Here is a 24,113-nt window from a genome sequence, read left to right as displayed (position 1 = left end):
GCCGCAGAACGCTATGCATTGATGATTGGTGGAGGATGACGGGATCGAACCGACGACCCCCTGCTTGCAAAGCAGGTGCTCTCCCAGCTGAGCTAATCCCCCAGTCACACATGAACTTCAGGGTGCCTTCAACCGGTTAGCACAGCCACCGCAGAAACAGTGGTGGGTCTGGATGGATTCGAACCATCGACCCCCGCCTTATCAAGACGGTGCTCTAACCGACTGAGCTACAGACCCCTGAGTCTGTCTGAATTTACAGCCGATAAGCGTGAGCGCTCAACGTTCGACACGTTCAGCTCTAGAAAGGAGGTGATCCAGCCGCACCTTCCGATACGGCTACCTTGTTACGACTTCACCCCAGTCATGAATCCCACCGTGGTAAGCGCCCTCCTTGCGGTTAGGCTACCTACTTCTGGTGAAACCCACTCCCATGGTGTGACGGGCGGTGTGTACAAGACCCGGGAACGTATTCACCGCGGCATGCTGATCCGCGATTACTAGCGATTCCAGCTTCACGCACTCGAGTTGCAGAGTGCGATCCGGACTACGATCGGTTTTCTGGGATTGGCTCCACCTCGCGGCTTGGCAACCCTCTGTTCCGACCATTGTATGACGTGTGAAGCCCTACCCATAAGGGCCATGAGGACTTGACGTCATCCCCACCTTCCTCCGGTTTGTCACCGGCAGTCTCCCTGGAGTGCTCTTGCGTAGCAACTAGGGACAAGGGTTGCGCTCGTTGCGGGACTTAACCCAACATCTCACGACACGAGCTGACGACAGCCATGCAGCACCTGTGTTATGGCTCCCTTTCGGGCACATCCACCTCTCGGCAGACTTCCATACATGTCAAGGGTAGGTAAGGTTTTTCGCGTTGCATCGAATTAATCCACATCATCCACCGCTTGTGCGGGTCCCCGTCAATTCCTTTGAGTTTTAATCTTGCGACCGTACTCCCCAGGCGGTCAACTTCACGCGTTAGCTACGTTACTAAGTCAATGAAGACCCAACAACTAGTTGACATCGTTTAGGGCGTGGACTACCAGGGTATCTAATCCTGTTTGCTCCCCACGCTTTCGTGCATGAGCGTCAGTATTGGCCCAGGGGGCTGCCTTCGCCATCGGTATTCCTCCACATCTCTACGCATTTCACTGCTACACGTGGAATTCTACCCCCCTCTGCCATACTCTAGCCCGCCAGTCACAAATGCAGTTCCCAGGTTAAGCCCGGGGATTTCACATCTGTCTTAGCGGACCGCCTGCGCACGCTTTACGCCCAGTAATTCCGATTAACGCTTGCACCCTACGTATTACCGCGGCTGCTGGCACGTAGTTAGCCGGTGCTTATTCTTCCGGTACCGTCATCCTCCCGCCGTATTAGGACAGAAGTTTTCTTTCCGGACAAAAGTGCTTTACAACCCGAAGGCCTTCTTCACACACGCGGCATTGCTGGATCAGGCTTTCGCCCATTGTCCAAAATTCCCCACTGCTGCCTCCCGTAGGAGTCTGGGCCGTGTCTCAGTCCCAGTGTGGCTGGTCGTCCTCTCAGACCAGCTACAGATCGTCGCCTTGGTAGGCCTTTACCCCACCAACTAGCTAATCTGCCATCGGCCGCCCCTGTAGCGAGAGGTCCTAAGATCCCCCCCTTTCCTCCGTAGAGCGTATGCGGTATTAATCCGGCTTTCGCCGGGCTATCCCCCACTACAGGACACGTTCCGATGTATTACTCACCCGTTCGCCACTCGCCACCAGGGTTACCCCCGTGCTGCCGTTCGACTTGCATGTGTAAGGCATGCCGCCAGCGTTCAATCTGAGCCAGGATCAAACTCTTCAGTTCAAACCTGTTACTGTTTTTCGGTTCCGTTAAGAACCGGTCGCTCACTCAACGTACTGACGAATTGTTCGATCGTCTTTCGACAGTCAAACCTTCCTTTCATTACTGTGTGAGACTTGATACTTTCGCTTTGCGGCAGACCCCGAAAGATCCACCTCGCGTCTCGCATCAAGCGCCCACACTTATCGGCTGTTAATTTTTAAAGATCGATTACGCATTCACTACCAAACCAGCACCACGCGTCGTCAACCTCACAACTACCCGGCACCGCTTCGTTCTGCGTCGCTGCATCTGCAGCAGAGAAACGAGATTATGGAGAACGACTGACGTGTCGTCAACCCCCTTGCGTGAATTTTCTTTTGACGAAGCACGAATCGACGCCAGAAACATCCTCCCACCATACAGAGGGGGTCAGAGGGAACCGATTGCGTCGTGTGCGAACGAACAAGTTCCTCTATAGTGAAGAGCTTGTAATCGACCAATCCGCACACACCTTGGTGCATCGACCTCAACACGCCCCACCGCGTGTGACCGGCGGGCTGCGAACGGACCTGTTGACAACGTGCATGACAATTTCTTGTGCACACGATGAGCGCGAACGCGCAAGCTCAGCTATAATGCGAGCCGCGCGAATTTCGCACATTTCTATCGGCCCGCTTCGAGCGGGCTCATCTTTTTTGCTCCCCAGAGCAACAGCCAAACAACCGCGTTGAGTCACTCAGGTGATGTTGAGCCATGCTCGAAACGCCTGACGGTCGCGTCTTGCGTCTCATAGCGAAGCCTCTAGAGGAGAATACGTGAACCCTTTTGATCGCGAAGATTCGCAACACGAAAACGCCAGCTACACCCCAAAAGCTCCTTCGGGCCGCACGGCCAAGGGCAAGGGCGCCGGCAAAGCGATCCCCGTGGCGGCCGAACTGCCGCCGCAGCAGGCAGAAGAACGTCAGCGCCAGATGCGCGCGCTGATCCAGCTGGGTAAGGAGCAAGGCTACCTGACCCACGCGCAGATCAACGACCACCTGCCCGACAACTTCGCGCAGACGGCGGCGATCGACAGCATCGTCAGCGCGTTCAACGACATGGGCGTGCAAGTCTACGAGCAGGCTCCGGACGCTGAAACGCTGCTGCTCAACTCGAACGCCCCCGCCGTGGTGTCGGACGATCAGGCGGACGAGGAAACCGAAGTCGCCTTGTCGACCGTCGATTCCGAGTTCGGCCGTACGACCGACCCGGTGCGCATGTACATGCGCGAAATGGGTGCAACCGAGCTGCTGACCCGCGCCGGTGAAATCGCCATCGCCAAGCGTATCGAAGACGGCCTGCACGAAATGGTGCAGGCGATCGCCGCTTGCCCGCTGGCAATCTCCGCCATTCTCGCGAGCGCCCAGCAGGTCGCGGACGGCGAACTGCGCATCGACGAAATGGTCGACGGTCTGAATGAAGAGACGGTCGCAGCCGAAGAAGAAACCCCGAGCGCCGAAGCCGCAGCAGACGTCGACACGGACACGGAAAGCGACGAAGAAGACGACAGCGAAGACGTCGGCCCGGCCGATTCGTCCGCAGCGGACGAAGCACGTCTGAAGCAACTCACGAGCGACTGCCTCGAAATCTTCGCCCAGGTTGGCATGTTGTCCGACCAGATGAACGCTTCGCACACGCGCGGCGACGTCAGCTCGAAGGCCTATCTGCGCGCACGCGAAGAGATCCAGCAGCATCTTGCGAAGATCCGCTTCACGGCACGCACCATCGACCGTCTGTGCGGCGATGTGCAGCATCAAGTCGCGCAGGTTCGCGCGATCGAACGCAACATCCTGCAAATCGTCGTCGCGAAGAGCGGCATGCCGCGCGAGAAGTTCATCGAGTCGTTCGGCGGCCATGAAGCCGACCTCGGCTGGACGGAACGCGCAGCCCGTGGCGCTACGTCGTACGGCGCGGCGCTGGAGCGCAATCTGCCGGCCATTCAGTCCGAACAGCAAAAGCTGATCGAAATCGAAGCCACGGTTTCGCTGCCGCTCAAGCATCTGAAAGAAATCAATCGTCAGATGGTTGCGGCCGAATCGAAGATGCGCAAGGCCAAGAGCGAGATGATCGAGGCGAATCTGCGTCTCGTGATCTCGATCGCGAAGAAGTACGTGAACCGCGGCATGCTGTTCCTCGATCTGATCCAGGAAGGCAACATCGGCCTGATGAAGGCGGTGGACAAGTTCGAATACCGTCGCGGCTGGAAGTTCTCCACGTACGCAACGTGGTGGGTTCGCCAGGCCGTGACGCGTTCGCTCGCCGACCAGGCTCGTACGATTCGCGTGCCGGTGCACATGATCGAAACGATCAACAAGCTCAACCGCATTTCGCGCGAGATCCTGCAGCAGACCGGTCAGGAAGCGCATCCGTCGGTGCTGGCGGAACGCATGGAACTGTCGGAAGAGAAAGTGCGCGGCATTCTGAAGATCGCCAAGCAGCCGGTGTCGATGGAAACGCCGGTCGGCGACGACGGCGACGCCACGCTCGGCGACATGATCGAAGATGCGGGCGCTTCGTCGCCGGCCGACGCCGCGATGCAAGCCGACTTGCGTGCCGCCATCGACGACGCGCTCGACTCGCTGTCGCCGCGTGAGGCGAAGGTGCTGCGTATGCGCTACGGCATCAACACGAAGTCGGACCACACGCTCGAAGAAGTCGGCAAGCAGTTCGACGTCACGCGCGAGCGGATTCGTCAGATCGAAAGCAAGGCAATGCGCAAGCTGATGCACCCGAGCCGCGCTGATCGTCTGAAGTCGTTCCTCGACCGTTAAGCTAGCTGTTTTACGCTTGCCGTGCGCTTTGCACGGCAAGCGGCTTCCCCTGCAAGACCCTCGCAAGACCCTGCCGTAAGCCCCTCCTGCATCATCTCCGCAGCACTCTCCGCCTCACACCAGCAACGAAATAATCCCGCCCACGGTGAAGCCCGCGGCCAACCAGCGTCCAGCCGTGTAGAACGCGTTGCGATCCTGCTGCGGCTGATCCGGTCGTTCGAGACCCAACGTGCCATAGGCGAAAGACTTGACCGCCGAGACATCGTCGGTCAATGCACCCGCCGGAGTGGAATCGGTGACCGTCGGGTCCTGAGTCGAGCTTCCCTCCTGCGCTGCCGCTGCGGCGCCTTCCGCGGAAATTCGCACGGCATCGTCCTGTGTCGATGTTTCTGTCGACGCGGATTGCGTGGCAGCGTCGTCTTCAGCGGACGCGCCTTTGTTCATCGCGCGATCCGGACCCGGCAGTGTCGGCGACAACGCACTGTCGATTTGCATGGCGACCTCCGTTCAATTCGTTCGAGGTTCGGGTTCGAGGCACGCGCGACTCGCCATCCGCCGCGACGATGCGCGATCTCACGCATGGACACGGCAAACGGCGGTAAGCGCACGCCCGGTTACAACACCTATCGACGCGAGCGGATCAAAACTTGAGCGTTGGTAAGAAAGGGTAAGCGCTGTTTAAACCAACGCCCTGCCAACGCCGGCAACCCGCCACCACCCAATCACCCAATCACCCCACACCGCACCTCCACCCGCTTGGACCGGAAATTCGGCCGCGCGCGATTTATCGCATGGCGCCTGGTTTCAGGGAATGGGCGCGATGCGGTTGACGAGTTCAACCATGGCATCAACCATCCCCCACAGGCACGCCCATTGCGCGCTCCCTACACAAGCTTTTCACAGGGAGTCCATCATGACCTCGCTCACCCCTCAAAACCCGGAAACCACCGGCACAGCCAACACCTCCACCCAAGGCGCCATCACCCAAGGCGCCGCCATCGTCGGCCTTGGCGTCGGCGACGGCCCCGGTCCGGACGTCATGGCCGCCTCGTCGCTCGACGGCAACAAGGTAATCTCTTCCGACGGCGAACACGTCGGCAAGATCTCGGCCATCATGCTCGACGTTCGCGGCGGACGAATCGCCTACGCGGTGTTATCGAGCGGCGGTTTTCTCGGCATGGGCGACACGCTGCACGCGATACCGTGGAGCGCGCTGACACTCGACACCGATGACAAATGCTTCGTGCTCGACGCCCCTGCCGAGCGAATCAAAAGCGCGCCGGGTTTCGATAAGGATCACTGGCCGTCGATGGCGGACATGCAATGGGGCGAGACGGTGCACGCGTACTACGACCGTCAACCGTATTGGGCGGCGACGCGCGACGTCGTAGAGAACCGGGAAGCGGACTCGAACTTCTGAAGAAGGAAGGGCTGGCAACGCCAGCACCTACCAGGCCATGGTCAGGAGATCAGAACGATCCAAACGGCCCGGGGCAAAGCAAAATAAAGCAAAACAAAGCGGCCTCGCCGACCATCACTCAATTTGTCCACAGAAATTGTTCGCAAGCCTGTGGACAACCTGAGCATGACTTACGTAACGCATTGATCGCATTGACTTGCACGACCGCGCTCGCAATAGCGCAATAACGCAATGAGACCCAATGAGACCCAGCGAGACCCAGCGAGACCCGACGAGTCCCGCGCCGTCACGGCTTTGCGCACATGCCCCGAACAGCCGCCCATTGCTGGGCCGTCAACGCACTCTCGCCGAGCGGCGACCCCTGGCTACGCTTCTCACGATCAGCCGTCCGCGGATGATCCGACAAAAACTCAATCGCCGCGCCCGCGCTGCCCTCACGCTTTTCCGTCAACGCGAAAAAGCCCGCCAGCCCGTCGCTGCGCAAACCGCTCGCCTGCAGATAGGCGACGCCGTTAGCATCGGCGAGGCGTTCCATATCGCGGCTATACGACAGGCCGACCAATCGCCCCGCCAGCGACGACACATCCACGAAACCGAGATTGACGCCCAGCGTGGCGCTGATCAAGCCGATCCCAGCGCCGCGAAACAGCGCGACCACCGGATCGCGTCGCGCGATATGCCCCGTTTCATGCGCCATCACGCCGGCCAGTTGATCCGCACTGCCGACCCGCTGAACCAGTCCTTGCATGATCACCATGCGCCCGCCTGGCAGCGTCAGCGCATTCGCCGTTTTGCTGTCGATCACCACCAGTCGCACCGGTTCCGCGATGCCTGCCGCGCGAGCCAGCCGCGCTTCGAGTTGCTCGAGCGCGCGTTGCCCTTCAGCGCCGACGCACACCCGATGCTTGCCGACCACAACCGTTTCCACCATCTCACCGAGCTGGTTTTCAGCACTGCGCGGCATCAGCGCCGCGCCGACCGCCGGCAATGTCGTGACCAGCGCAAACGCCACCGCCAGCGTGGCCGCGCCGACCAGCGCCCAGCCCAGGTACTGTCGACGCCGCCTGCGTGGCGTCATGACCTGCGCCGCGATCTGAGGCGGCAAAGCGTCGATACCGATCGACACACGGCCCAACTCGCCCTCACACGACACCGTAACTCTGCCGTCCGGATCGGGCCCGCCGACGATCAGCCGCGCACGCGGCCAAACCGCCAGTTCACCGGCGACACCGTCGATCGATAGAAACGCGTCGCTCCAACGCAGCGTAGCGCTATGCGCGGCCGCGCTGCGCCCATCGAAATAGCGCGCCTCAAGCGAGCGCGCCGCGTCGGAACCCACCTCCATCACTCCGCGCTCAGAACGCGCCACCATGATCGAGCAGGTTCAACATGCCTTCGCCGGTACGCGGCGGCGCCTGGTCGCTCTGACCGAGCGTCTGCGGATCGAGCTGGCCGGATACCTGAAGCGTATCCGCCACCACCCGCATCACGCGATGCAGCACGATAGGCAGCCCCAACCCAAGCGTAAAGACGACGATCGCCAGATTGCCCAGCATCATGCCGAGCAGGCGCTTCCCGGTAATGCTGCTGCCGAAGCGCAGTTGCGAGCCGAGCGTGGTATTGCCCATCACGTGGCGCGTCACGAGCGCCAGATAAGCGCACTGAATCAGCAGCGCGCCGACGATGAACAGCACATAAAACAGGAACACCGAGCCAAACGCCATGGCCGCACCGGGATCGCCCGCCTTCAGCGGCGCATGGCCGAACGGCAGCAGCAGCATGAAGCTCTTGAGGAAGATCATCACGAGTACGGCAAGCAACGCAACCACGCCAACGAACGTCCCGACGAACGCGCCATACAGCGCGCCGGCACGACCCTGAAAATGAAACTGCTGACTGCCGAAGCTGCTCGCGTTGATGCGGCGCTCGGCAAGGCGCATGGATACCCAGGGCAGCATCTGCCACAGCGTGACGATGCACAGCAGGCCGTACAGCAACGCATAGCCGCCGTAGACCAGCGACGAACCCGTCATGCCGCCACGAATCCCGCACCATTGCGTGCGGCTCAGCCGGTAGCGTTGCGCGCTGAAATACGCGCCCGCCGCGACGACCGCGATCAGGATGTAGAAAGCAATCACCGGCAACGCGGCCAGCAACGCACTGCCGGTCACGGCGTGCAGAATGGCGCTGAGAACGACCGCGCCGACAGCCGCGCCGATCACAATCGCGATCGCCAGCAGAAAACCTTTGAACAACTCACCACCGGTGCCGGTGTATTCAAACCGTTCACCTTGAAACCGCATTCTCGACCAGATATAGCGGCGGGTATTGGTGGTCGCCCAAAAACGATAAATCCCCAGGGTGATGATCTGCAACAGCAGATTTTTGATGAAAATCCCGTACAGCTCTCCAATCTTGCCGTCGTAGGTCAATAGCGGCTGCTTCTGGTCGAGTGAATTCATTTTTGCTTCCCCCTTCTGATTTATTGACGTTTTTGTGATCCGCATGCGCGCGGATCTGGCGGGCTTACGCTCTTCTCACGGCAGCACAAAGGTTTTTACTAGCGTCAACTCACCGGGCTTACGCATCGGCACACGAATCGTTTCGCTCTTTTCGTCCGGCGTATTTTCGTTGGTGATGATGGTGATCTGCGCGACCGTGATATCCGCGCCGCTATTGCCGTTGCCGTAGTAATTCACATAGACGAGATAAGTGCCCTTCAACGGCGCGGCCGACGAATAAATCTCCGGCCCATAGCCGGTCGTCACGTCCACGTCGAGCGAGCCGCCGTTCGGCGCCACGCGGTCGCCGTACCAGGTATGCACGCCATCGGGCGATACGATGTGCAGGTCCAGGTCGGTGCCGTCGGTGTCCCACGCGAGCAGCACGCGCAGCTTCGGCTGGGTCTTGCCGCTGTACGCGTCATAGAACTGCACGCGCTTGCGGGTGCCGTCCGGCGCACGCAGTTCGATGCCGTTGCTGCCCGAAGGAAACGCGTAAGGGCGCGAGAACTTGCCGTCCTCTTCCACGCGCTGCGGCAGCGGCGTGCCGTTGACCACCAGCGTGCCGACCGAGGTGCCCTTCTTCTTGGGCGTGTTGCGAATCTGCCCTTCGATCAGCGCGAACTTCGACTGGCCTTCCGGCGTCTGCACTGCGACCGCTGGGTAATGCACATCCTGTGTATAGCGCTCGGTGTCGCCGCTGGTGTTGCGCCAGCCGTTCAACGGCGCGGCGAAGTCGATATCGCTCGCGCGCGCCACGCTCGCCGCCTGCAAGCCAGCCACGACGAGCACACCGCAAGCCGCCTTCATCCACCGTGTCGTTCTGGACGTCATCTTCACCGCTCCCATCCCGCTGTCAAAGTCGCTCGCTTTTCACGAGCATCAGGTCGCCGATTTTGCGCAGCGGCACGATCTTCGTTTCACGCCGTTCGTTCGGCGTATTTTCGTTGAAGACCAGCGTCAGCGTCGCCGTAATCACGTCGCGATCATGCGCGGTGGCGTCGAAGTTATAGCCGGTCGAATCGAAGTTGCCCCAGTAATTCAGAAAGAACAGCCACGTGCCATGCTCCGGCGCCGCCGACGAAAAAATCCCCGGCCCCGCGCCGTCCACCGAATCGACGTCGAAGCCGCTGCCGTCGTCGAGTGTCGGATTGGCGAAGAACGCATGCAGGCCGTCGGGCGTGATCACGTGCAGATCGACCTGGGCATGCGGATCGTCCCACGTGACGATCGCGCGCAGTTTCGCCTGCGGCTTGCTGTGGTCGGCTTCGTAAAACTGCATGCGCTGATGCTGCTTGCCGTCGGCGGAAATCAGCTCGATGCTGTTCGACCCCGCGCCGAACGCCCACGGCCGCGCGAACGCACCTTCGTCGTCGGTATAGAGCGGCGTCGGGTTGCCGTTGACGACTAACGTAGGCGGTCTGCGCGCGTGCTTGTCGATGTGCTTCAGGCGCCCTTCGATCAGCGTGCGGTAGCGCTGCGCGCCACGATCGACCGGCGGCCGCGGATACGCCGCAACGAAATGCTCGCCTTCGTTCGTCAGCCCGCTATGCCGCCAGCCGCCGAAGGCGCCGGTCAGATCCGCGATGGCGCCGTCGGCGTCGGCGGCCTGCGCCTCAGTCGTCGTGCCGGCCAGCAACCCGGCCGAGCTCAACACAAACGCGAACGAAACCGCAAACGATACCGCCACCGCCGGGGCAGCGCGCATCCGAAAGCGACGCGCCAGAAACGGCCGCCCGGGCAGACAGGAAAGCGAACGTGAAACGAAGTTCATTGGATCGGATTGTCGGTACGAATCAGCGTGCGCGCAGTACGTTCGACGAACTCTTCATCGACGCCACGCGGATGATGCTGAAACGCGAGGTGAATATATTCATGCGTCAGCGCGATGCGGTCCTCTTCGGTCTGCAGCCGATAGATGTAGATGCGATTGCGCTGCGCATCCTCATACGGCCGCCCTTCGCGCACCTCGCACACGGCCGGCAGATCGGGCGTCTCGTAACCGGCCGCGCCGTCCAGACGCCGTGCCCACAATTGCGCGTTGCGTCGCAGCCAGTCCTGCGCGCCGGCCACCGCGATGCAGTCGCCGGACAGCGGGCTCAGGAACGACGTCAGCGTCGCTTGCGGCCAGGTGCGGGCGAGGATCGCGTCGAAGGTCTGGCCGCTTTGCGCGGACGCCTTCGCGGCCAGCCAGCTCATCTGCCCCGGCGCGGCTTTGTCGTGGTGATACTGCACCGGCACGCCGGTCAGCACGAGCGCGTCGGTCAGATCCGCGGCGCGGCGCGCGGCGGCGGTCGGCGCACGCGGCAGAACACGCTGCGTGTTGCTGCTGTCGTCGATCCGGTAACAGCCGTGATCGTGATTGCCGTGCTGCACGGCGTAAGTACGCGCGGCCACCGCCAGCGCCTTGGCCGCTTCCGGCTGGCTCGTGTCGCCTTCCCGCTCGACCACCCGCGCCACGTAGTCGTTCATGCCGAAACGGCCGACCACTTGCAGCGCGCCGCTTGCGTCGCGATCGAGTCGCAGCTCGCCGCGACTCGTCACCCGCGCCCAATTGCCGTTGACGAACCCAACGCGGAAATCGCCACGCAACACCCCATCCGGCGCAGCAGCCGGCCCGCTGTCGCCGAGCACCTCGCGAATCGGATAGCGGCTGAAAAAATCAACCAGCACGCACGCGCCGTCGTCGGGAATAGTGACTTGCGTCAGCAGCGGCGCGATGCGCGGCGCGGCAGCCGCGAGCACGCGCGGACTGCCGCCCGGGCCGCCGAGCCACACCGGCGTGCCGTCGGCGAGCCAGCCCGCCGCGCCGCCGATCGACGCACCCGGCCGCGCCGGATCCGGTATCGTCCAGGTTTTGGCGCGCAGCACGCTGCCGTAGAGCGCCACCGTGCCTTCGCCGCGTCCGCTCGTTAGCACCGACACCAGCGTGCTCGACGCCGCCTCGCGCGGCCGTGCGGGCACTGCCTGCAACGCGGCGAGCAGATCGCTCACCGGCACGCGGCGCGCCGGCGTCATCGCGTGAAGATCGCGCAGCCAGGCGGGCGCGTGAGCGGCGCTCCAATATTTGCGCCAGTCGGCGGGATCGAGTTGCAGGCGCGCGGGCTCGAAGAACAGTCCACACGATTGCACCAGCGCATGTTCACGGTCGATGTGACCGCCCGTCATGCAGCAATACACTTCCTCGCGATCGCCGCCGCTGCAGGTGTAATCCGGCGCGGCGATGTTGCGGCCGACCAGATACGCGTAGACGAACAGCTTCCACACGCTGCCGAGCGGCGTTTCCAGCGTGGCCGGCAGCGCTTGCGCGGCTTGCGGCGCAATGCCGGTTGCCGGGCCGTCGGTGCTGACCTGCCAGAGCTGGCTCTGCCCGTCACGCAACCAGGCAAAGCGCAGCAACGGCGCCTGGGACGCGGCCGGCATCGCAGCGGTCGACCCCGGCACAGCCGCAACCGCGACCGTGCCGCCGCTCCCGCACCCCACGCCGACGACGAGCGCGACCCGCAGCGCAGTCGCCAGACGATGACAGGTATGCCGAAGCGTGCGGACCATGGCGCTCACTCGCTTACTCGATGCGCAGCGTATTCACGCGATCGCTCTTGCCGCCTTCGAACGCCTTCGCGTCCGGCTGATACATGCGGAAGTAGCGCGCGGGCGGCAACGCGAACGTGCCCGGCAACGCGAAGCGCACCAGTTGCCGCAACGTGACCGGACGGTCGAGCAGGGGCACCGGCTGGTGATACGCCAGCTCACCCATCTCGTACGACGCGGCGCGCGCGAATGGCTGCGGACCGCTCACGCCTTCCTTCTCGCCAGGCAGACCGTCGATCGACACGCCCCAGCTCGTTGCTTCGACATCGCCACCCGGCGGCAGCGGCACGTCCAGCAAACCATAGTGGTAGGCATTGCCCGAGCGCGGCGTGAGCGTGACTTCGTCGACGTACAGCGCGTTGCTGTCGATCGCGTCGCCCGACTTCACGCGCTTCGCGGTGAACGTCGCGCGGCCCAACTGGCTCTCGGCGCTTTCGCCCTTCTTCGGATCGGCCTTCACTTCCAGCGGTTCGAGCTTGTAGAAATGACGCTCGATCGTGATGTTCAGACGGCTGTCCTCGCTCGCGTGACTGCGGAACGAGACCAGCGCGTTGACGTCGGTCCGCGCCGCGCCGGCGTCGAGCGTGGTCGGCGCACTGACGCCGTTCCACTTCCACAGCGGCGTGCCGGTCGGCGTCGTGGCGCGCGTCCAGCCCGCGCCTTGCAGCGACGGCAACGTGCCCACCGGCGCATCGCCGCCGAGGCCCTTGCGCAGCCACGACAACGTCAGCGCGCGGTCGAGCGTCGGGTAATCGGCGCTGCTCTTCGCCAGCAACGCCGATGTATCCGCCGCCGCGCCGCTATCGCCACCGGTCATCACGAGCAGGCTTTGCACCAGCGGCGTCTGATCGTTCGTCAACGCGGTACGTGCGGCGTTCGCGGCGGCGTCGAAACCATCCGGCAGTTGCGCGTTTGTGCCGCGCGCCATCGAAGCGATCAGCAGCATCGCCATCTGCTTGCCGCGCGGCGAATCGGCTTGCGCGAATACGATGCTGTCCGATGCGCCATACGTCGGGCCTTTGTTTGCGGTGGCCGGCGCATTGGCGGTCGCCGCTGCATCGCTCAACAGATCCGACGCGACGCCCGAGACCGGCGTAGCGACCGGCAAGCCCATCTGCTGCATGAACCACAACGCCAGCGCACGATGCAGCAGCGGTTCCTTCGCGCCTGCATCGCGATACACGTCCATCGCGTGCTGCCAGTTGTCGGCGGGCAGGCTGATGCCGAGGCTGCGGCTCGCGAGCCAGTCCGCGTAATACGCGTAGGCGGTGATCAGCGCGCTGCCGCCAGTGGTGTCTCCCCACCAGCCGAACGTACCGCCGACACCCGCCAGCATCGCCAGACGCTGCCGCTGATTGCGCAGCAGCGCTTCGAGCCCTTGCGTCGAACTCGCGTTATCGCCGTGACCGATCGCATCATGCGCGAGCGCCAGCGGAATCAAGCGGCTCGAGGTCTGTTCGGCACAACCGTACGGATAGTTGATCAGATCGTCGGCGACGCGCATGAACTGGCTCGCCGCGCTGCCGATAAAGCGCACGTTAATGTCTTGCGCGTCTTGCGGCAGATCGAGCGGCTTGTTCGAACCGTCCAGCGCGACCGTGTTTTGATGCAGGTCGAGCCAGCCGCTTGCGTCGAGATGGATCGTGGTCTGCAAACGGTCCACGTCTTTACCGTCGCGCCGCAAGGTCGAGTTGATCACGCCGGCCTTCAGCGCGCCGCTCGGCAAGCGCAGATAGTTCGCGCCGCGCTTGAGCGTGACCTTCTGGTTCAGCGACAGACCGCCGCCGTCCACCAGCCACTGCGCGTCCATGTCCGCATCCGTCTGGTTGAAGGCGATCATGTCGACGGTCGGCTGATCGTTCAGGCGGAAATGCGACGGCCCGCTCCACTTCAGATACAGCGCCTTGTCCGAACGCACGTATGCGGTGCGCTGACCGACCATGCCGTCCGGCGCCGCCGCGCGCACCGTAATGCGCCAGCGCGCGAGCGAGTCCGGCATCTTGAAGGTCATCGTGGCGTGACCGTTCGCGTCGGTTTTCAGGTTGCCTTCCCACGCGGCTGTGTCCTGATCGTCGCGACGCGGCCGTTCGAGCACCTTCACGCCGCGCTCGTTGTAGTTCGCGCGTTGCGGGCCGCCCGGCGCGCCCTTCAGCGGCGCACGCGCGAGGTCGTACGTAATGAACGACAGGCTCGACGAGGTCCGCACGTTATTGCGGCGCGGGTGATAGAAAAAGTCGACGATATTCGGCGCGATTTCCGGCTGCAACACGTAGACCATTTCATCGACCACGCTGACCGTCAGGTTCGCCGCTTCCGGCTTGCCGTTCAACGTGCTGTCGAAGTTCAGCGTGACCGTGTCGCCCGGGCCGTACACCGGCTTGTCGCTCTTCACGTTCAATTCGATCTGCGGCTGCGCGACGACAATGCCCGCGTTCTGGAACACGAATTCGCCGGCATGCACGTACAGCACCGAGAACGTCATGTTCGGCGCGAACTCTGCGCCGACCTTGATGCGCGCCTTCCATTGCGACGGCGCGACACGTTGCAGTTGCAACCAGTCGCCGCCCGCCGACAGCAGCGCGCGATGTTCGACGTTGTCGCGTTCGAGCGTCAGCAACGCGTCGTCGACCGGCATCGGGAACGTGATCAGCGCCTCGGCGGTATCGCCGATCTTGTACCGGTCGCGATCGAACACGATTTCGACGCTGCCCGGAATCGCTTTCAACCCGTCGCCTGCCACCCAATGGCTCGCGGCGGCGAGCAGATTGCCCTGGTCGTCCTTGACCGACAGCATGTACGAACCGGGTTCGTCGAACTGCACCGGGAACGACAGCGTGCCGTTCGCGGCGGTGCCCTTGAGCGCGCCTTCGCCATGCGTCTGCGATTCGAGGCGGGTCCATTCCCACTTGGACGGCGCATGCGACGCGGGGTCGAGCGTACCGAGCGCCTGCAGGTCGAAGTTGACCGCTTCTTTCGGCTGCGAGAACGACTTCGCGGACGTCAGCCGATACGGCGTGGCGCCACGCGCAATCAGCACTTCGCGCGTCACGCGCACCTTGTACGCCGCACCGTCCTGCGCGAACAGCGTCAACGCGTAGCGGCTCGGTTCCTTCGCGGCCGGCAGCGTGAGACTCGCATTGCCGTCGCTATCGGTCTTCAACTCCTGCTGTTCGAGCTTGACCGGAAAGAGCCCCGCATAACGCAATTCACCGTCGACGATCGTGACCTTCTGCGCGCGCAACGTGACCGAGATCTTGCTGTCGCGCACCGGCTTGCCGTCCGGGTAACGCAACTGGATCTTGCCCTTCAGCGGCTCGCCGGTCGCGTAGTCGGCCTTGTCCATCGACAGGTTCACGTCGAAATGCGGCTTCACGTATTCGGCGACGCGGAACGCGCTGCCGTACACGTCGCCGTTGTAATCGAAACGCAACGTGTAGCCGCCGGCGGTGGCGTCGGCGGGCAGCGTGAACGCGGTGTCCGCGCCGGTATCCGACGCGAAATGCACCTTGCTGGTCGCGACCGGCGCGCCGTTCGGATCGAGCACGTCGAGCTTGATGTCGGCTTCGACGGGCGCGGTGGATTGCGTCGCGTTCTGGAACGTACGGCCGATAAACTTCACATGCACCGGATCGCCGGGCCGGTACATCGGCCGATCGGTCACGGCGTAGATCTTCGTGTTGTAGATCTCGCTGTCGTAATAGAAATTCTCGGAGACGAACACGCCGCCCTGCGGATCGGCGCCGAGCACATAACTGCGCTCGGGGCTCACGTGTTGCAGCATCAGCGCGCCGTCGTTGCCGGTCGTGCCGCTTTGCAAAACGCCGACGCCGTCGGTCCAGCTCACGTCCGTATTCGCCACCGGCTTGCCGTTATCGCGCCGCGTGGTCCACACCAGCATGCCGCTCGACGCCGCTTTGACGACCGCCACGGTGTCCGACACGAACAGCAGCGTATGCGCGCAATAGTTGCCGATCACGGCCTCGACGATATACAGCCCCGGCGGCAGCTTGCCGACCGGAATCATCACGTTGCCCGAACTGGCTTCGATAAAGTTGCTGCTACTGCCTTCCAGATTCACGCCCTTGGGCGGTTCGATCACTTTCGCGTCCCAGATCGGATAGCGGAAGCGCGCGACGATGTCATAGCCCTTCAGCGGCGCGAATTGCGCGTTTGGCTCGAACTGCGTCGCGCGACCGGTCTGCTCGCCGAGCTTGAATTGCGGCGCCGCTTCGGTCGCCTTGCTGCGCGTCGCGAACGACAACACCCGCTGCCACGCGCGGCGCGCTTCGGTGAACCAGCGGTCCCACAGATACGCGAGCGTATTCGCGAGCCCTTCGCCCTGGTAATTCGGCGCGACGTTCAGCCGATGTAGATTCTTTTGCGCCTTCAGAAAGTCCAGCGGCTTGGCCACGCGATACACCACGATGTCCGCGCCGCCATACGCCTGCAGCGCGTCCTTGTACTCGCGGCCGGGCGCTTCCAGCCGCACCTGCGCCAGTTGATCGCTGCCGAAGCTCGCGTCCGAGAGCAGGAAGAACGGCTGGCCGTCGACCTTCTGCGAACTGAAGTTGCTGCTCGGCGCGGCCTGCAGGGTCGGATTCGCGGCAATGCTGGTATCGGCGGCGCTGGCTGCCGACGCGCTGTCGTCGGCATAAGCGGACGGTGCGAGCGCCAGGGTCATGGCGGCAAACAGTGCGGCCAGCGTGACGGCCGCGCGGTTGCGCGCGCCACTGCGCACGCGAGCCAACCAACCATTCGATGGCATGACGGAGTTCATTCGGTTCATGGTGTCAAAAAGTCCAAACGAAACACGCCAACGAAATTCGGATTGCCGTCGAGCGGCTGCCAGCGGGAATCTTTCCATTGCATCAGGTCGGAAACGGCGACGGCGCGCAGACCGGTATCGGTCGGCGTGACGGTGCCTGTGTGATAAGCGATGTAGCGATCCAGCCAGATCATCAGATGCTGGTCGTCGCCCTGGTCGAAGAACAGCAGGTCGCCGGGCAGCGCCTGGTTGACGTCCTTCGAGACAAAACGGCTGTTGCGTTGAATCAGTGCAATCGCCGACGCGTACGCGCTGGTCGAGCCGTCGAGTTGCGTCCAGCGATTCGCGAGCGTGCGCTGCGACGCCGACAGTTGCAGCTCCGGCGGCAGGCTGCCGGTGTCCGCGAGACTGGTCATGCCGTTGGCCCGCAGCCAGCGGGTGTCGTGCGATTTAAGCGTCTCGCCGACCGCGAAGCGCACGAGGCCCGCGCAGTCGCGTTGCGTCCAGCGCGGCGTAGGGCCGCGCCGCATCTGCTGGTCGACGATCCGCACGAACCACGCGCGGAAGGCGGCGGATTGTTGCGGCGAAAGCGCGTCGGGATCGGGCGAGGCGGTGGTGCTGCTGAGGGCGTGCGCATAGGGCGCGAGGCCGCTCAGCACGAACGCCGAGGCCGCGTGCGCGAACCACGCGCGACGCGACGCGCTGGGGACGCGAAGTGAGCGCACTTAATCGCCCTCGGTGCCGGGCTGATCCGCCGGCGCATCCGTTGCGCTCGTGTCCGCCCCTGCGCCGCCCTTCGCACGATCGAACCACCATTCGACCGGCACCCAGCCTGTCGAACCCGGCAGATTCTGCGGCAGGCTCAACGAAACCGGCGGGTAATGCGCGAGCGCATGCAGCTTCGGCACGAGATGCGTGCGCGACGCATTGCGGAACACCGCTTCCTGATCGGCCGGCAACGCGGCGCCGGCTTCGCGCTCGATCAGCGCGGCGGCGGACGAAGGCGTCAGCGTCAGAATCGTGCGCGGCAGACGTTGCGGTGCGAGCGTGTCGGCAAGTGCCGGGTAGCGCTTGTCGAGCACCGCGAGCGTATCGTCGACGAGACGGCCGTCCGGCGAGAAGATCAGATAGCCGTGCGCAAGCGCGAGCGTCACCGGGAAATAGCGTTCCGCCGACAATTGCGACGCGAACGACGCCTTGCTCGTCAACGCCGTCCCCGCGTTCGCGCTCACCGGACGTTGCCACACGGTGACGTCGGCGCCCTGATCGTGCGTGGTGACCGGCAGGCGCCGATAGCCGGTGTCGCTGCCGTCCGCTTTGGCCGCCTTCGCTTCATAAGCGCCGATCACATTGCCGAAGGTCTTGCCGAGCGCGGTCTTCAGAGCGGCGATGCTGGCCGCGTCCTGCGTCTTCACCCGCGCGACGAACACCGGCGCCACCAGCGTCGACTTCGCGTACCAGCACACCGCTGCGGGACCGGCGAGCTGATCGCCGATCGCGGCCGCGTTGTCCTCGCCGCCGTCGGCAACCTTACCCAACAGACCCGATGCTTCCTTCCAGTCCGCCGGCAAACTCGTACACGCCGCGGCATTGGCCGGCAGCGCGCGCCACAAGTCGGTGCTGTTCCACTGTTGCGGCAACTTGCCCGGCTCGATCAGCGCCGAGGTTTGCCAGCTCGCGGCCGCATTGCCGTTCGGCGAGAAATCGAAACGCAGCGCGTCGATGCCCGAGAAAAACGCCTGATAACCGAACGACAGATAATTCGCCGACACCACCAGCCGGTGGCCCTTCGGCGCGTCGCCCGGGGCGTCGAGCCGGTACGCGCTCGCCGCGTCGTCGCGACCCGACGACAGCATCTCGGACACCGCGTCGCCGCGCTCACCGAGCACGCCGCCCTTCTGGTCGAGCAGCACGCCGGGCGCGGAGATCACCACGAGGCGATCGCCTTTGGTCGCGAACAGCAGCGTGCGGCCCACCGCCAGTTTCAACGCGTAGACCGGCACGTCGCCGGAGAGCTTGGAGACCTGGCTCAGTTGCGCGTCGCTCGCGGCGACGTTCGCGTAGCCTTGCAGCAGCTTGGCGAGCCCGTTGCGATGCATCGACATCACCCAGTAGCCGAGGCGGCCGTCGGGCGAGCGCCACAGCAGCACATGCGCGGGCTCGTCGAACACGCGGCGGATCAGTTCGTCGCGCCAATCCAGTTGATGCTCGAACGCGAGACGCCGCAGCGCGCCCTCGGCGGACAGCCGCGTGTTATTCGATTCGTAGTAGTCGACGAAGTCTTGCGTCAGCACGTCATGCAATAACGGCACGCGCAAAATATCGCGCGGCAAGCGGGACAATGCTTCGCTATCGATCACCGCATCGGGATGATGAATGTCGAGAACGACTTCGCTATTTTCGGCCCCGGTGGCTTTGCGATGCCCGAATGGACGCCACACCGCCTGAATGATCACGCCGGCCACGATCAGAAGACCGACTACCAGGATTGCAATCTTTTTGCGCGACATCTTCATCTGATTTCTTCTGGTTCGATGCGACGGTATTAACTTGGATGCCCGGCGAATTAAGCCAACCGGATCAATCGCCGAAGGCAGCGATCATAACCGATATTTTTTGCAGAAAACCAGTGGTGCTTTGTATCTTTCTATTTAACAGTTCGCCATGAGTTCGCCATGTTTCAGGAGTTTGACGAAAAGGCGCGTGCAATTCATTAAGATATTCGAACGCGCATACAGGCGTGACGGGGAATCGGTTTCCATGCTAATTCGCTGAGATTTAGGTCCCACATAAAAAAACCCGGCTTCGCATACGCTGCGCGCCGGGTTATTTCAAGTATTGACCTGACTGCTTTTCTGTGAATACCGCGTGGGTCGCCGTCAAACGAGATCCAGCGCCTGCTTCATTCTCTGCACGCCGGTTTCGATATCGGCGACGCCCGGCGCGGCGAATGACAGACGCAGTGCGGCCTGATCGATATTGTCTTTATAGAACGCGACGCCCGGCACGAACATCACGTTCCGTTCGATACAGGCATGCAGATAATCCGTCGCATTCTGGCCGGCCTTTAATCGCGCCCACACGAACATGCCGCCTGCAGGACGATGCAAGGCGATATGCTCCGACAGATGCGTGTCCAGCGCATCGCACAACGTGCGGCATTTCACGGCATAAGCGTCGACGATTCGCGGCAGATGACGTTCCAGCGCACCCTGCGCGAGATAATCCGCCGCGATGGCCTGGGTCCATGGCGAGCTGCAGAGATCGACGGTCTGTTTGGCCACCACGCAGCGTCGCAAGATCTCCGCGTGCGCGATCATCCAGCCCACCCGCAAACCCGGCGCGACGATTTTCGACAGGCTGGAAAAATGGACCACCCAGTCGCGTGAACCCGGCACCTGAGCGCTCAAGGCCAGCAGCGAGGGCAATGCGGCGCCGCTGAAACGCAGGTCGCCATAGGGGTCGTCCTCGACGATCAGGAAGCGGTAGCGCACCGCCAGTTTCAACAACGCCGTGCGGCGCTCGAGCGACAAGGTCGCGCCGGTCGGATTGGCGAAGGTCGGCACCGTGTACAGCAGCTTCGGCGCGCGGCGCAGCGTGCCGGCTTTGAGCAGTGCGGCGAGCGCGGCGACGTCGAGGCCGTCGTGATCGACGGGCACCGTCACCACGTCGGCCTCTTGCAGTTTCAACGCCTGCAAGGTCGCCGGATAAGCGGGCTGTTCGACCAGCACCACATCGCCGGGCGCGACCATCACGCGCAGCAACAGATCGAAGCCTTGCTGCGAACCGGTCGTCACGAGCAGGTCCTGCGGCGCGCACGGCGTGCCGCGGCGCGTCATCAGGCTGGCGAGTTGTTCCTTGAGGACCGGCAGCCCGTCGGTCGGGCCGTATTGCAGGCACAGCGTGGTCTGTTGCGACGCGCGCGCCGCCGCGGCGTCGAGCCCTTCACGATCGAACAGATCGCCGGCCGGATAGCCGCCGGCAAACGAGATCATGCCGGGCTGCGCCAGATACTTGAACAGCTCGCGGATCGGCGAACCGGTGGGCGCTTCGAAGGCGGGAGTGAATGCGAACATGGTGACGGGCCGTTGGGTTTGGCGGCTGGTTTGCCGACTCAGTTGCCGGGGAAAGAACGGCGTCGATTGTGGCCGTCGTCCGCGTGAGCGGCAAACGAGTTCTACGCACCATGTATTGCGCTTTTCGCATCAACTCGTCGCCGTATTATCCGGCTGCGTCATCCATGCATGGCGTTACACCACGTTCTTTTCCACAATCGGGCGATTTTCAAGCACCCGCGTGAAACTCAGCGAACCCAGATCCAGCGACGTATAACGGCCATGCAAAATCAGTTCGCTAATGCCGCGCCCGGTTGCCGGACCTTGTTGCAAACCATGACCGCTAAAGCCATTGGCGAAAATACAGTTATCGACGTCGGGGTGATAGCCAATAATCGCGTTCTGATCGAGCACGTTGTATTCGTAGTAACCGGACCAGCAATTCTGCACACGCAGGGCTTCGAATTGCGGCACGCGGTGCGCGAGCGTCGGCCAGATTACGTCGTCGAATAGCGCGTGATCGACTTCGTCGAGCGGCAGATCGTCCGGATCGTTTTCGGGCGAAGGCGACGTGCCGCAGATAAACGATTTGCCTTCGGGGCGGAAATACACGCCACTCGGATCGATCAGCAACGGACACCGTTCCAGTTGCCCCGGCGACGTGACGTTGAAAATACTGCGCCGGCGCGCATACACCGGAATGTCGATGCCGACCATTTCCGCCACGCGCCGCGACCAGGCGCCGGCGGCGTTCACGACCACGTCGCACGGATAGGTTTCGCCGTTCGCGGTTTGCACTTGCGTGACGCGTTTGCCGTCGCGATGAATCGCGGTGACGTCGGCCGCCACGTAGCGCGCGCCGAGCGATTGGGCTTTTTTACGCAGCGCCTGCACGAGACCGTAGCCGTCGAACCAGCCCTCGCCGCTTTCGCCATACGCGCCGGCCACGAGGTCTTCTGTATTGAGCCAAGGAAAGCGCGCTTGTAACTCGATCCGGTCGAGCAGACTGATATCGGCGCCGAGACTTTTTTGCAGCGTGTGGTTTTCACGCAGCGTCGCGTCACCAGCCGACGTCGCAAGAAACAGATAGCCGCCTTCGTGCAGATCGATAGACGGTTTCGCGCCGTCGATCTCGAGTCGCTCGCCGATAGCGCGCAGAAACTCAATGCCGAACAGCGACATCTGAATAGAAAGCGGTGTGGAGAATTGCTGACGGATCGACGCCGCGGAGAGCGCCGACGAAGAGCGCGCGTAAGTCGGATCGCGTTCGATCACCGTCACGCTGACTGTCGGATCGGACAGCCGCAAGAAATACGCAATCGAGCTGCCGATTACCCCACCGCCGACGATAACGACTTTGGAACTCACGTCTTACTCCACGAATAACGTGGCCGCTCTGCAACGCCGGGCGGCGCAAACGGATTGCTGAATGAGGTCGTACAAAGATAAAGCGGCAGCGGCGCGCGAATGCGCCGCTGCTTTCACTGACTGCGCTCGGTAATACTGAATCAAGCCGAATCAGTCGATATTGAAATCGATGCCCTGCGCGAGCGGCAATGCCGACGAGTAGTTGACCGTGTTGGTCGCGCGGCGCATGTAGGCCTTCCACGAATCCGAACCCGATTCGCGGCCGCCGCCGGTTTCCTTCTCGCCGCCGAACGCGCCGCCGATTTCCGCGCCGCTCGGTCCGATATTGACGTTGGCGATACCGCAGTCGCTGCCCGCGTCCGACAGGAAACGTTCCGCTTCGCGCAGATCGGTCGTGAACACGCACGACGACAAACCATGCACGGCCGCGTTATTCGCTTCGACCGCCTCCGCGAAATCGGAGTAGCGCAGCACGTACAGAATCGGCGCGAAGGTTTCCTTCAGCACCACCGACGTTTGCGACGGCATTTCGACAATTGCCGGACGCACGTAGTAGCCGCCTTCGTAACCCTTCACCTCGACGCGCTCGCCGCCGAACACCTTGCCGCCTTCAGCCGTGGCCTGCTGCAACGCTTCCTGCATGCGCGCGTACGACTGCTTGTCGATCAGCGGACCCATCAGCGTGCCCTTTTCGAGCGGATTGCCGAGCGGCACCTTGCTGTACAACTGCTGCAGACGTTCGATAGTCTTGTCGTACACGCTTTCGTGCACGAACAGACGGCGCAGCGACGTGCAACGCTGCCCCGCCGTGCCCACCGCCGAGAACAGAATGCCGCGCATGGCGAGTTCGTGATCTGCCGTTTGCGTGACGATGCCCGCGTTATTGCCGCCAAGTTCGAGCAGCGAGCGGCCGAAGCGCTTGGCCACTTCCACGCCGACCGTGCGACCCATTTCCGTGCTGCCCGTCGCGCTGACGATCGACGCGCGCGGGTCCGCCACCAGCTTCGCCCCGACGTCGCGGCCACCGTTGATCAACGCGGTCAGGCCGGCCGGCGCGTCGCCGAATTCCTGCAACGCTTCGATCAGAATCTGATTGACGGCGAGCGCGGTGAGCGGCGTCTTTTCCGACGGCTTCCAGATCACCGCGTTGCCGCAGACCAGCGCGAGCGCCGCATTCCACGACCACACGGCGGCCGGGAAATTGAACGCCGAGATCACCACGCAGGTGCCCATGGGATGCCACGTTTCCGCCATGCGATGGCCCGGACGCTCCGACGCAATCGTCAGGCCGTACAACTGGCGCGACAGACCGACCGCGAAATCGCAGATGTCGATCATTTCCTGCACTTCGCCCATGCCTTCCTGGAGGATCTTGCCGGTTTCGAGCGTGATGATGCTGCCGAGCGCGTGCTTCTTTTCGCGCAGACGGTTGCCGAGCAGACGCACCAGTTCGCCGCGGCGCGGCGCCGGCACGTTGCGCCAGGCGGTGTACGCCTCTTGCGCGCGGGCGAGGGCCGTGTCGACTTCCGCCACCGTGTTACTGGCCACGCGGCCGATGAGTTCGCCGGTAATCGGCGAATGAACCGCGATGTCGCCGGCTTGCGCCGCTTGGGCAATGCCGAGGTCGGCGAGGATGGTGGAAGCGTCCATGAGAATCCCTTTAATTTCCGATGCGAAACAAGAGTAAGTTCGGAAACTATACACGGGGGATTTTATGGCGGCAAGCGTATTTGCCCGGGGCGGACCGTGGAAAAACCCGGTCAGGCTTGCCAGGCATGAATGGCACGCATA

14 protein-coding genes, 2 tRNA genes and 1 rRNA gene are annotated in these 24,113 nt (G+C 63.0%); 2 read left to right on the top strand and 15 right to left on the bottom strand.

All coding sequences use genetic code 11. The annotated features are described in order from the left end of the window. Positions 1 to 26 precede the first annotated feature (26 nt). The 3 genes from FA94_RS36675 to FA94_RS36665 all read right to left on the bottom strand — a co-directional run bounded on the left by FA94_RS36675 (position 27) and on the right by FA94_RS36665 (position 1,833). Positions 27 to 102: transfer RNA gene (locus tag FA94_RS36675), tRNA-Ala, on the bottom strand. Between the two features lie 58 nt (positions 103 to 160). Then, positions 161 to 237 (bottom strand) — tRNA-Ile (locus tag FA94_RS36670). A 65-nt stretch (positions 238 to 302) separates the two neighbouring features. Next, positions 303 to 1,833: ribosomal RNA gene (locus FA94_RS36665) — 16S ribosomal RNA — on the bottom strand. A gap of 794 nt (positions 1,834 to 2,627) precedes the next feature. Here FA94_RS36665 and rpoD point away from each other — a divergent pair. After that, the gene (gene rpoD / locus FA94_RS36660) at positions 2,628 to 4,622 is read left to right on the top strand and encodes an RNA polymerase sigma factor RpoD (protein ID WP_035561408.1); all 1,995 of its coding nucleotides are present in this window, start codon (positions 2,628 to 2,630) and stop codon (positions 4,620 to 4,622) included. Between the two features lie 114 nt (positions 4,623 to 4,736). Here the strand turns inward: rpoD and FA94_RS36655 are convergent, their stop codons facing one another. Beyond that, complete coding sequence (locus tag FA94_RS36655; protein ID WP_035561405.1) at positions 4,737 to 5,117, bottom strand: hypothetical protein; 381 nt, start codon at positions 5,115 to 5,117, stop codon at positions 4,737 to 4,739. A gap of 418 nt (positions 5,118 to 5,535) precedes the next feature. On the opposite strand from FA94_RS36655, the gene FA94_RS36650 reads away from it, so the two are divergent. After that, on the top strand, positions 5,536 to 6,042 hold the full coding sequence (locus tag FA94_RS36650) for a PRC-barrel domain-containing protein (protein ID WP_051981133.1): 507 nt from the start codon (positions 5,536 to 5,538) through the stop codon (positions 6,040 to 6,042). Positions 6,043 to 6,328: 286 nt separating this feature from the next. On the opposite strand, the gene FA94_RS36645 is transcribed toward FA94_RS36650, so the two are convergent. From FA94_RS36645 to amaB, 11 genes are all read right to left on the bottom strand, one after another. Continuing rightward, positions 6,329 to 7,387, bottom strand: coding sequence for a M48 family metallopeptidase (locus FA94_RS36645; RefSeq protein ID WP_035561403.1), 1,059 nt, complete (start codon positions 7,385 to 7,387; stop codon positions 6,329 to 6,331). A 10-nt stretch (positions 7,388 to 7,397) separates the two neighbouring features. After that, positions 7,398 to 8,504, bottom strand: a complete 1,107-nt coding sequence (locus tag FA94_RS36640) for a YjgN family protein (protein ID WP_035561401.1) — start codon at positions 8,502 to 8,504, stop codon at positions 7,398 to 7,400. Positions 8,505 to 8,579: 75 nt separating this feature from the next. After that, complete coding sequence (locus tag FA94_RS36635) at positions 8,580 to 9,377, bottom strand: YfaP family protein (RefSeq protein WP_035564076.1); 798 nt, start codon at positions 9,375 to 9,377, stop codon at positions 8,580 to 8,582. Between the two features lie 22 nt (positions 9,378 to 9,399). Further along, a complete protein-coding gene (locus FA94_RS36630) occupies positions 9,400 to 10,251 on the bottom strand; it encodes a YfaP family protein (protein ID WP_081936315.1) in 852 nt (283 codons plus the stop codon). A 62-nt stretch (positions 10,252 to 10,313) separates the two neighbouring features. Further along, positions 10,314 to 12,095 (bottom strand): DUF2300 domain-containing protein, encoded by a 1,782-nt coding sequence (locus FA94_RS36625; RefSeq protein ID WP_035561399.1) that lies wholly within the window; start codon positions 12,093 to 12,095, stop codon positions 10,314 to 10,316. Positions 12,096 to 12,108: 13 nt separating this feature from the next. Beyond that, positions 12,109 to 16,920: an alpha-2-macroglobulin family protein gene (locus FA94_RS36620; protein ID WP_081936314.1), complete on the bottom strand. Its 4,812-nt coding sequence runs from the start codon at positions 16,918 to 16,920 to the stop codon at positions 12,109 to 12,111. Beyond that, on the bottom strand, positions 16,917 to 17,624 hold the full coding sequence (locus FA94_RS36615; RefSeq protein ID WP_035561397.1) for a DUF1175 domain-containing protein: 708 nt from the start codon (positions 17,622 to 17,624) through the stop codon (positions 16,917 to 16,919). Before FA94_RS36615 ends, FA94_RS36620 begins: the two co-directional genes overlap by 4 nt. Then, on the bottom strand, positions 17,625 to 19,415 hold the full coding sequence (locus FA94_RS36610) for a DUF2138 domain-containing protein (protein ID WP_035561395.1): 1,791 nt from the start codon (positions 19,413 to 19,415) through the stop codon (positions 17,625 to 17,627). A gap of 363 nt (positions 19,416 to 19,778) precedes the next feature. Beyond that, positions 19,779 to 20,975, bottom strand: coding sequence for an aminotransferase-like domain-containing protein (locus FA94_RS36605; protein WP_035561393.1), 1,197 nt, complete (start codon positions 20,973 to 20,975; stop codon positions 19,779 to 19,781). 174 nt (positions 20,976 to 21,149) lie between these two features. Further along, complete coding sequence (locus FA94_RS36600; RefSeq protein WP_035561391.1) at positions 21,150 to 22,322, bottom strand: NAD(P)/FAD-dependent oxidoreductase; 1,173 nt, start codon at positions 22,320 to 22,322, stop codon at positions 21,150 to 21,152. Positions 22,323 to 22,472: 150 nt separating this feature from the next. After that, on the bottom strand, positions 22,473 to 23,972 hold the full coding sequence (gene amaB, locus FA94_RS36595) for an L-piperidine-6-carboxylate dehydrogenase (RefSeq protein WP_035561388.1): 1,500 nt from the start codon (positions 23,970 to 23,972) through the stop codon (positions 22,473 to 22,475). Between the last annotated feature and the right edge of the window lie 141 nt (positions 23,973 to 24,113).

This window comes from Burkholderia sp. 9120, assembly GCF_000745015.1.
Taxonomy (GTDB): Bacteria; Pseudomonadota; Gammaproteobacteria; order Burkholderiales; family Burkholderiaceae; genus Paraburkholderia.
Note: the sequence above shows the minus strand (reverse complement) of the source record. Positions and strands in the feature narration are given on the sequence as shown.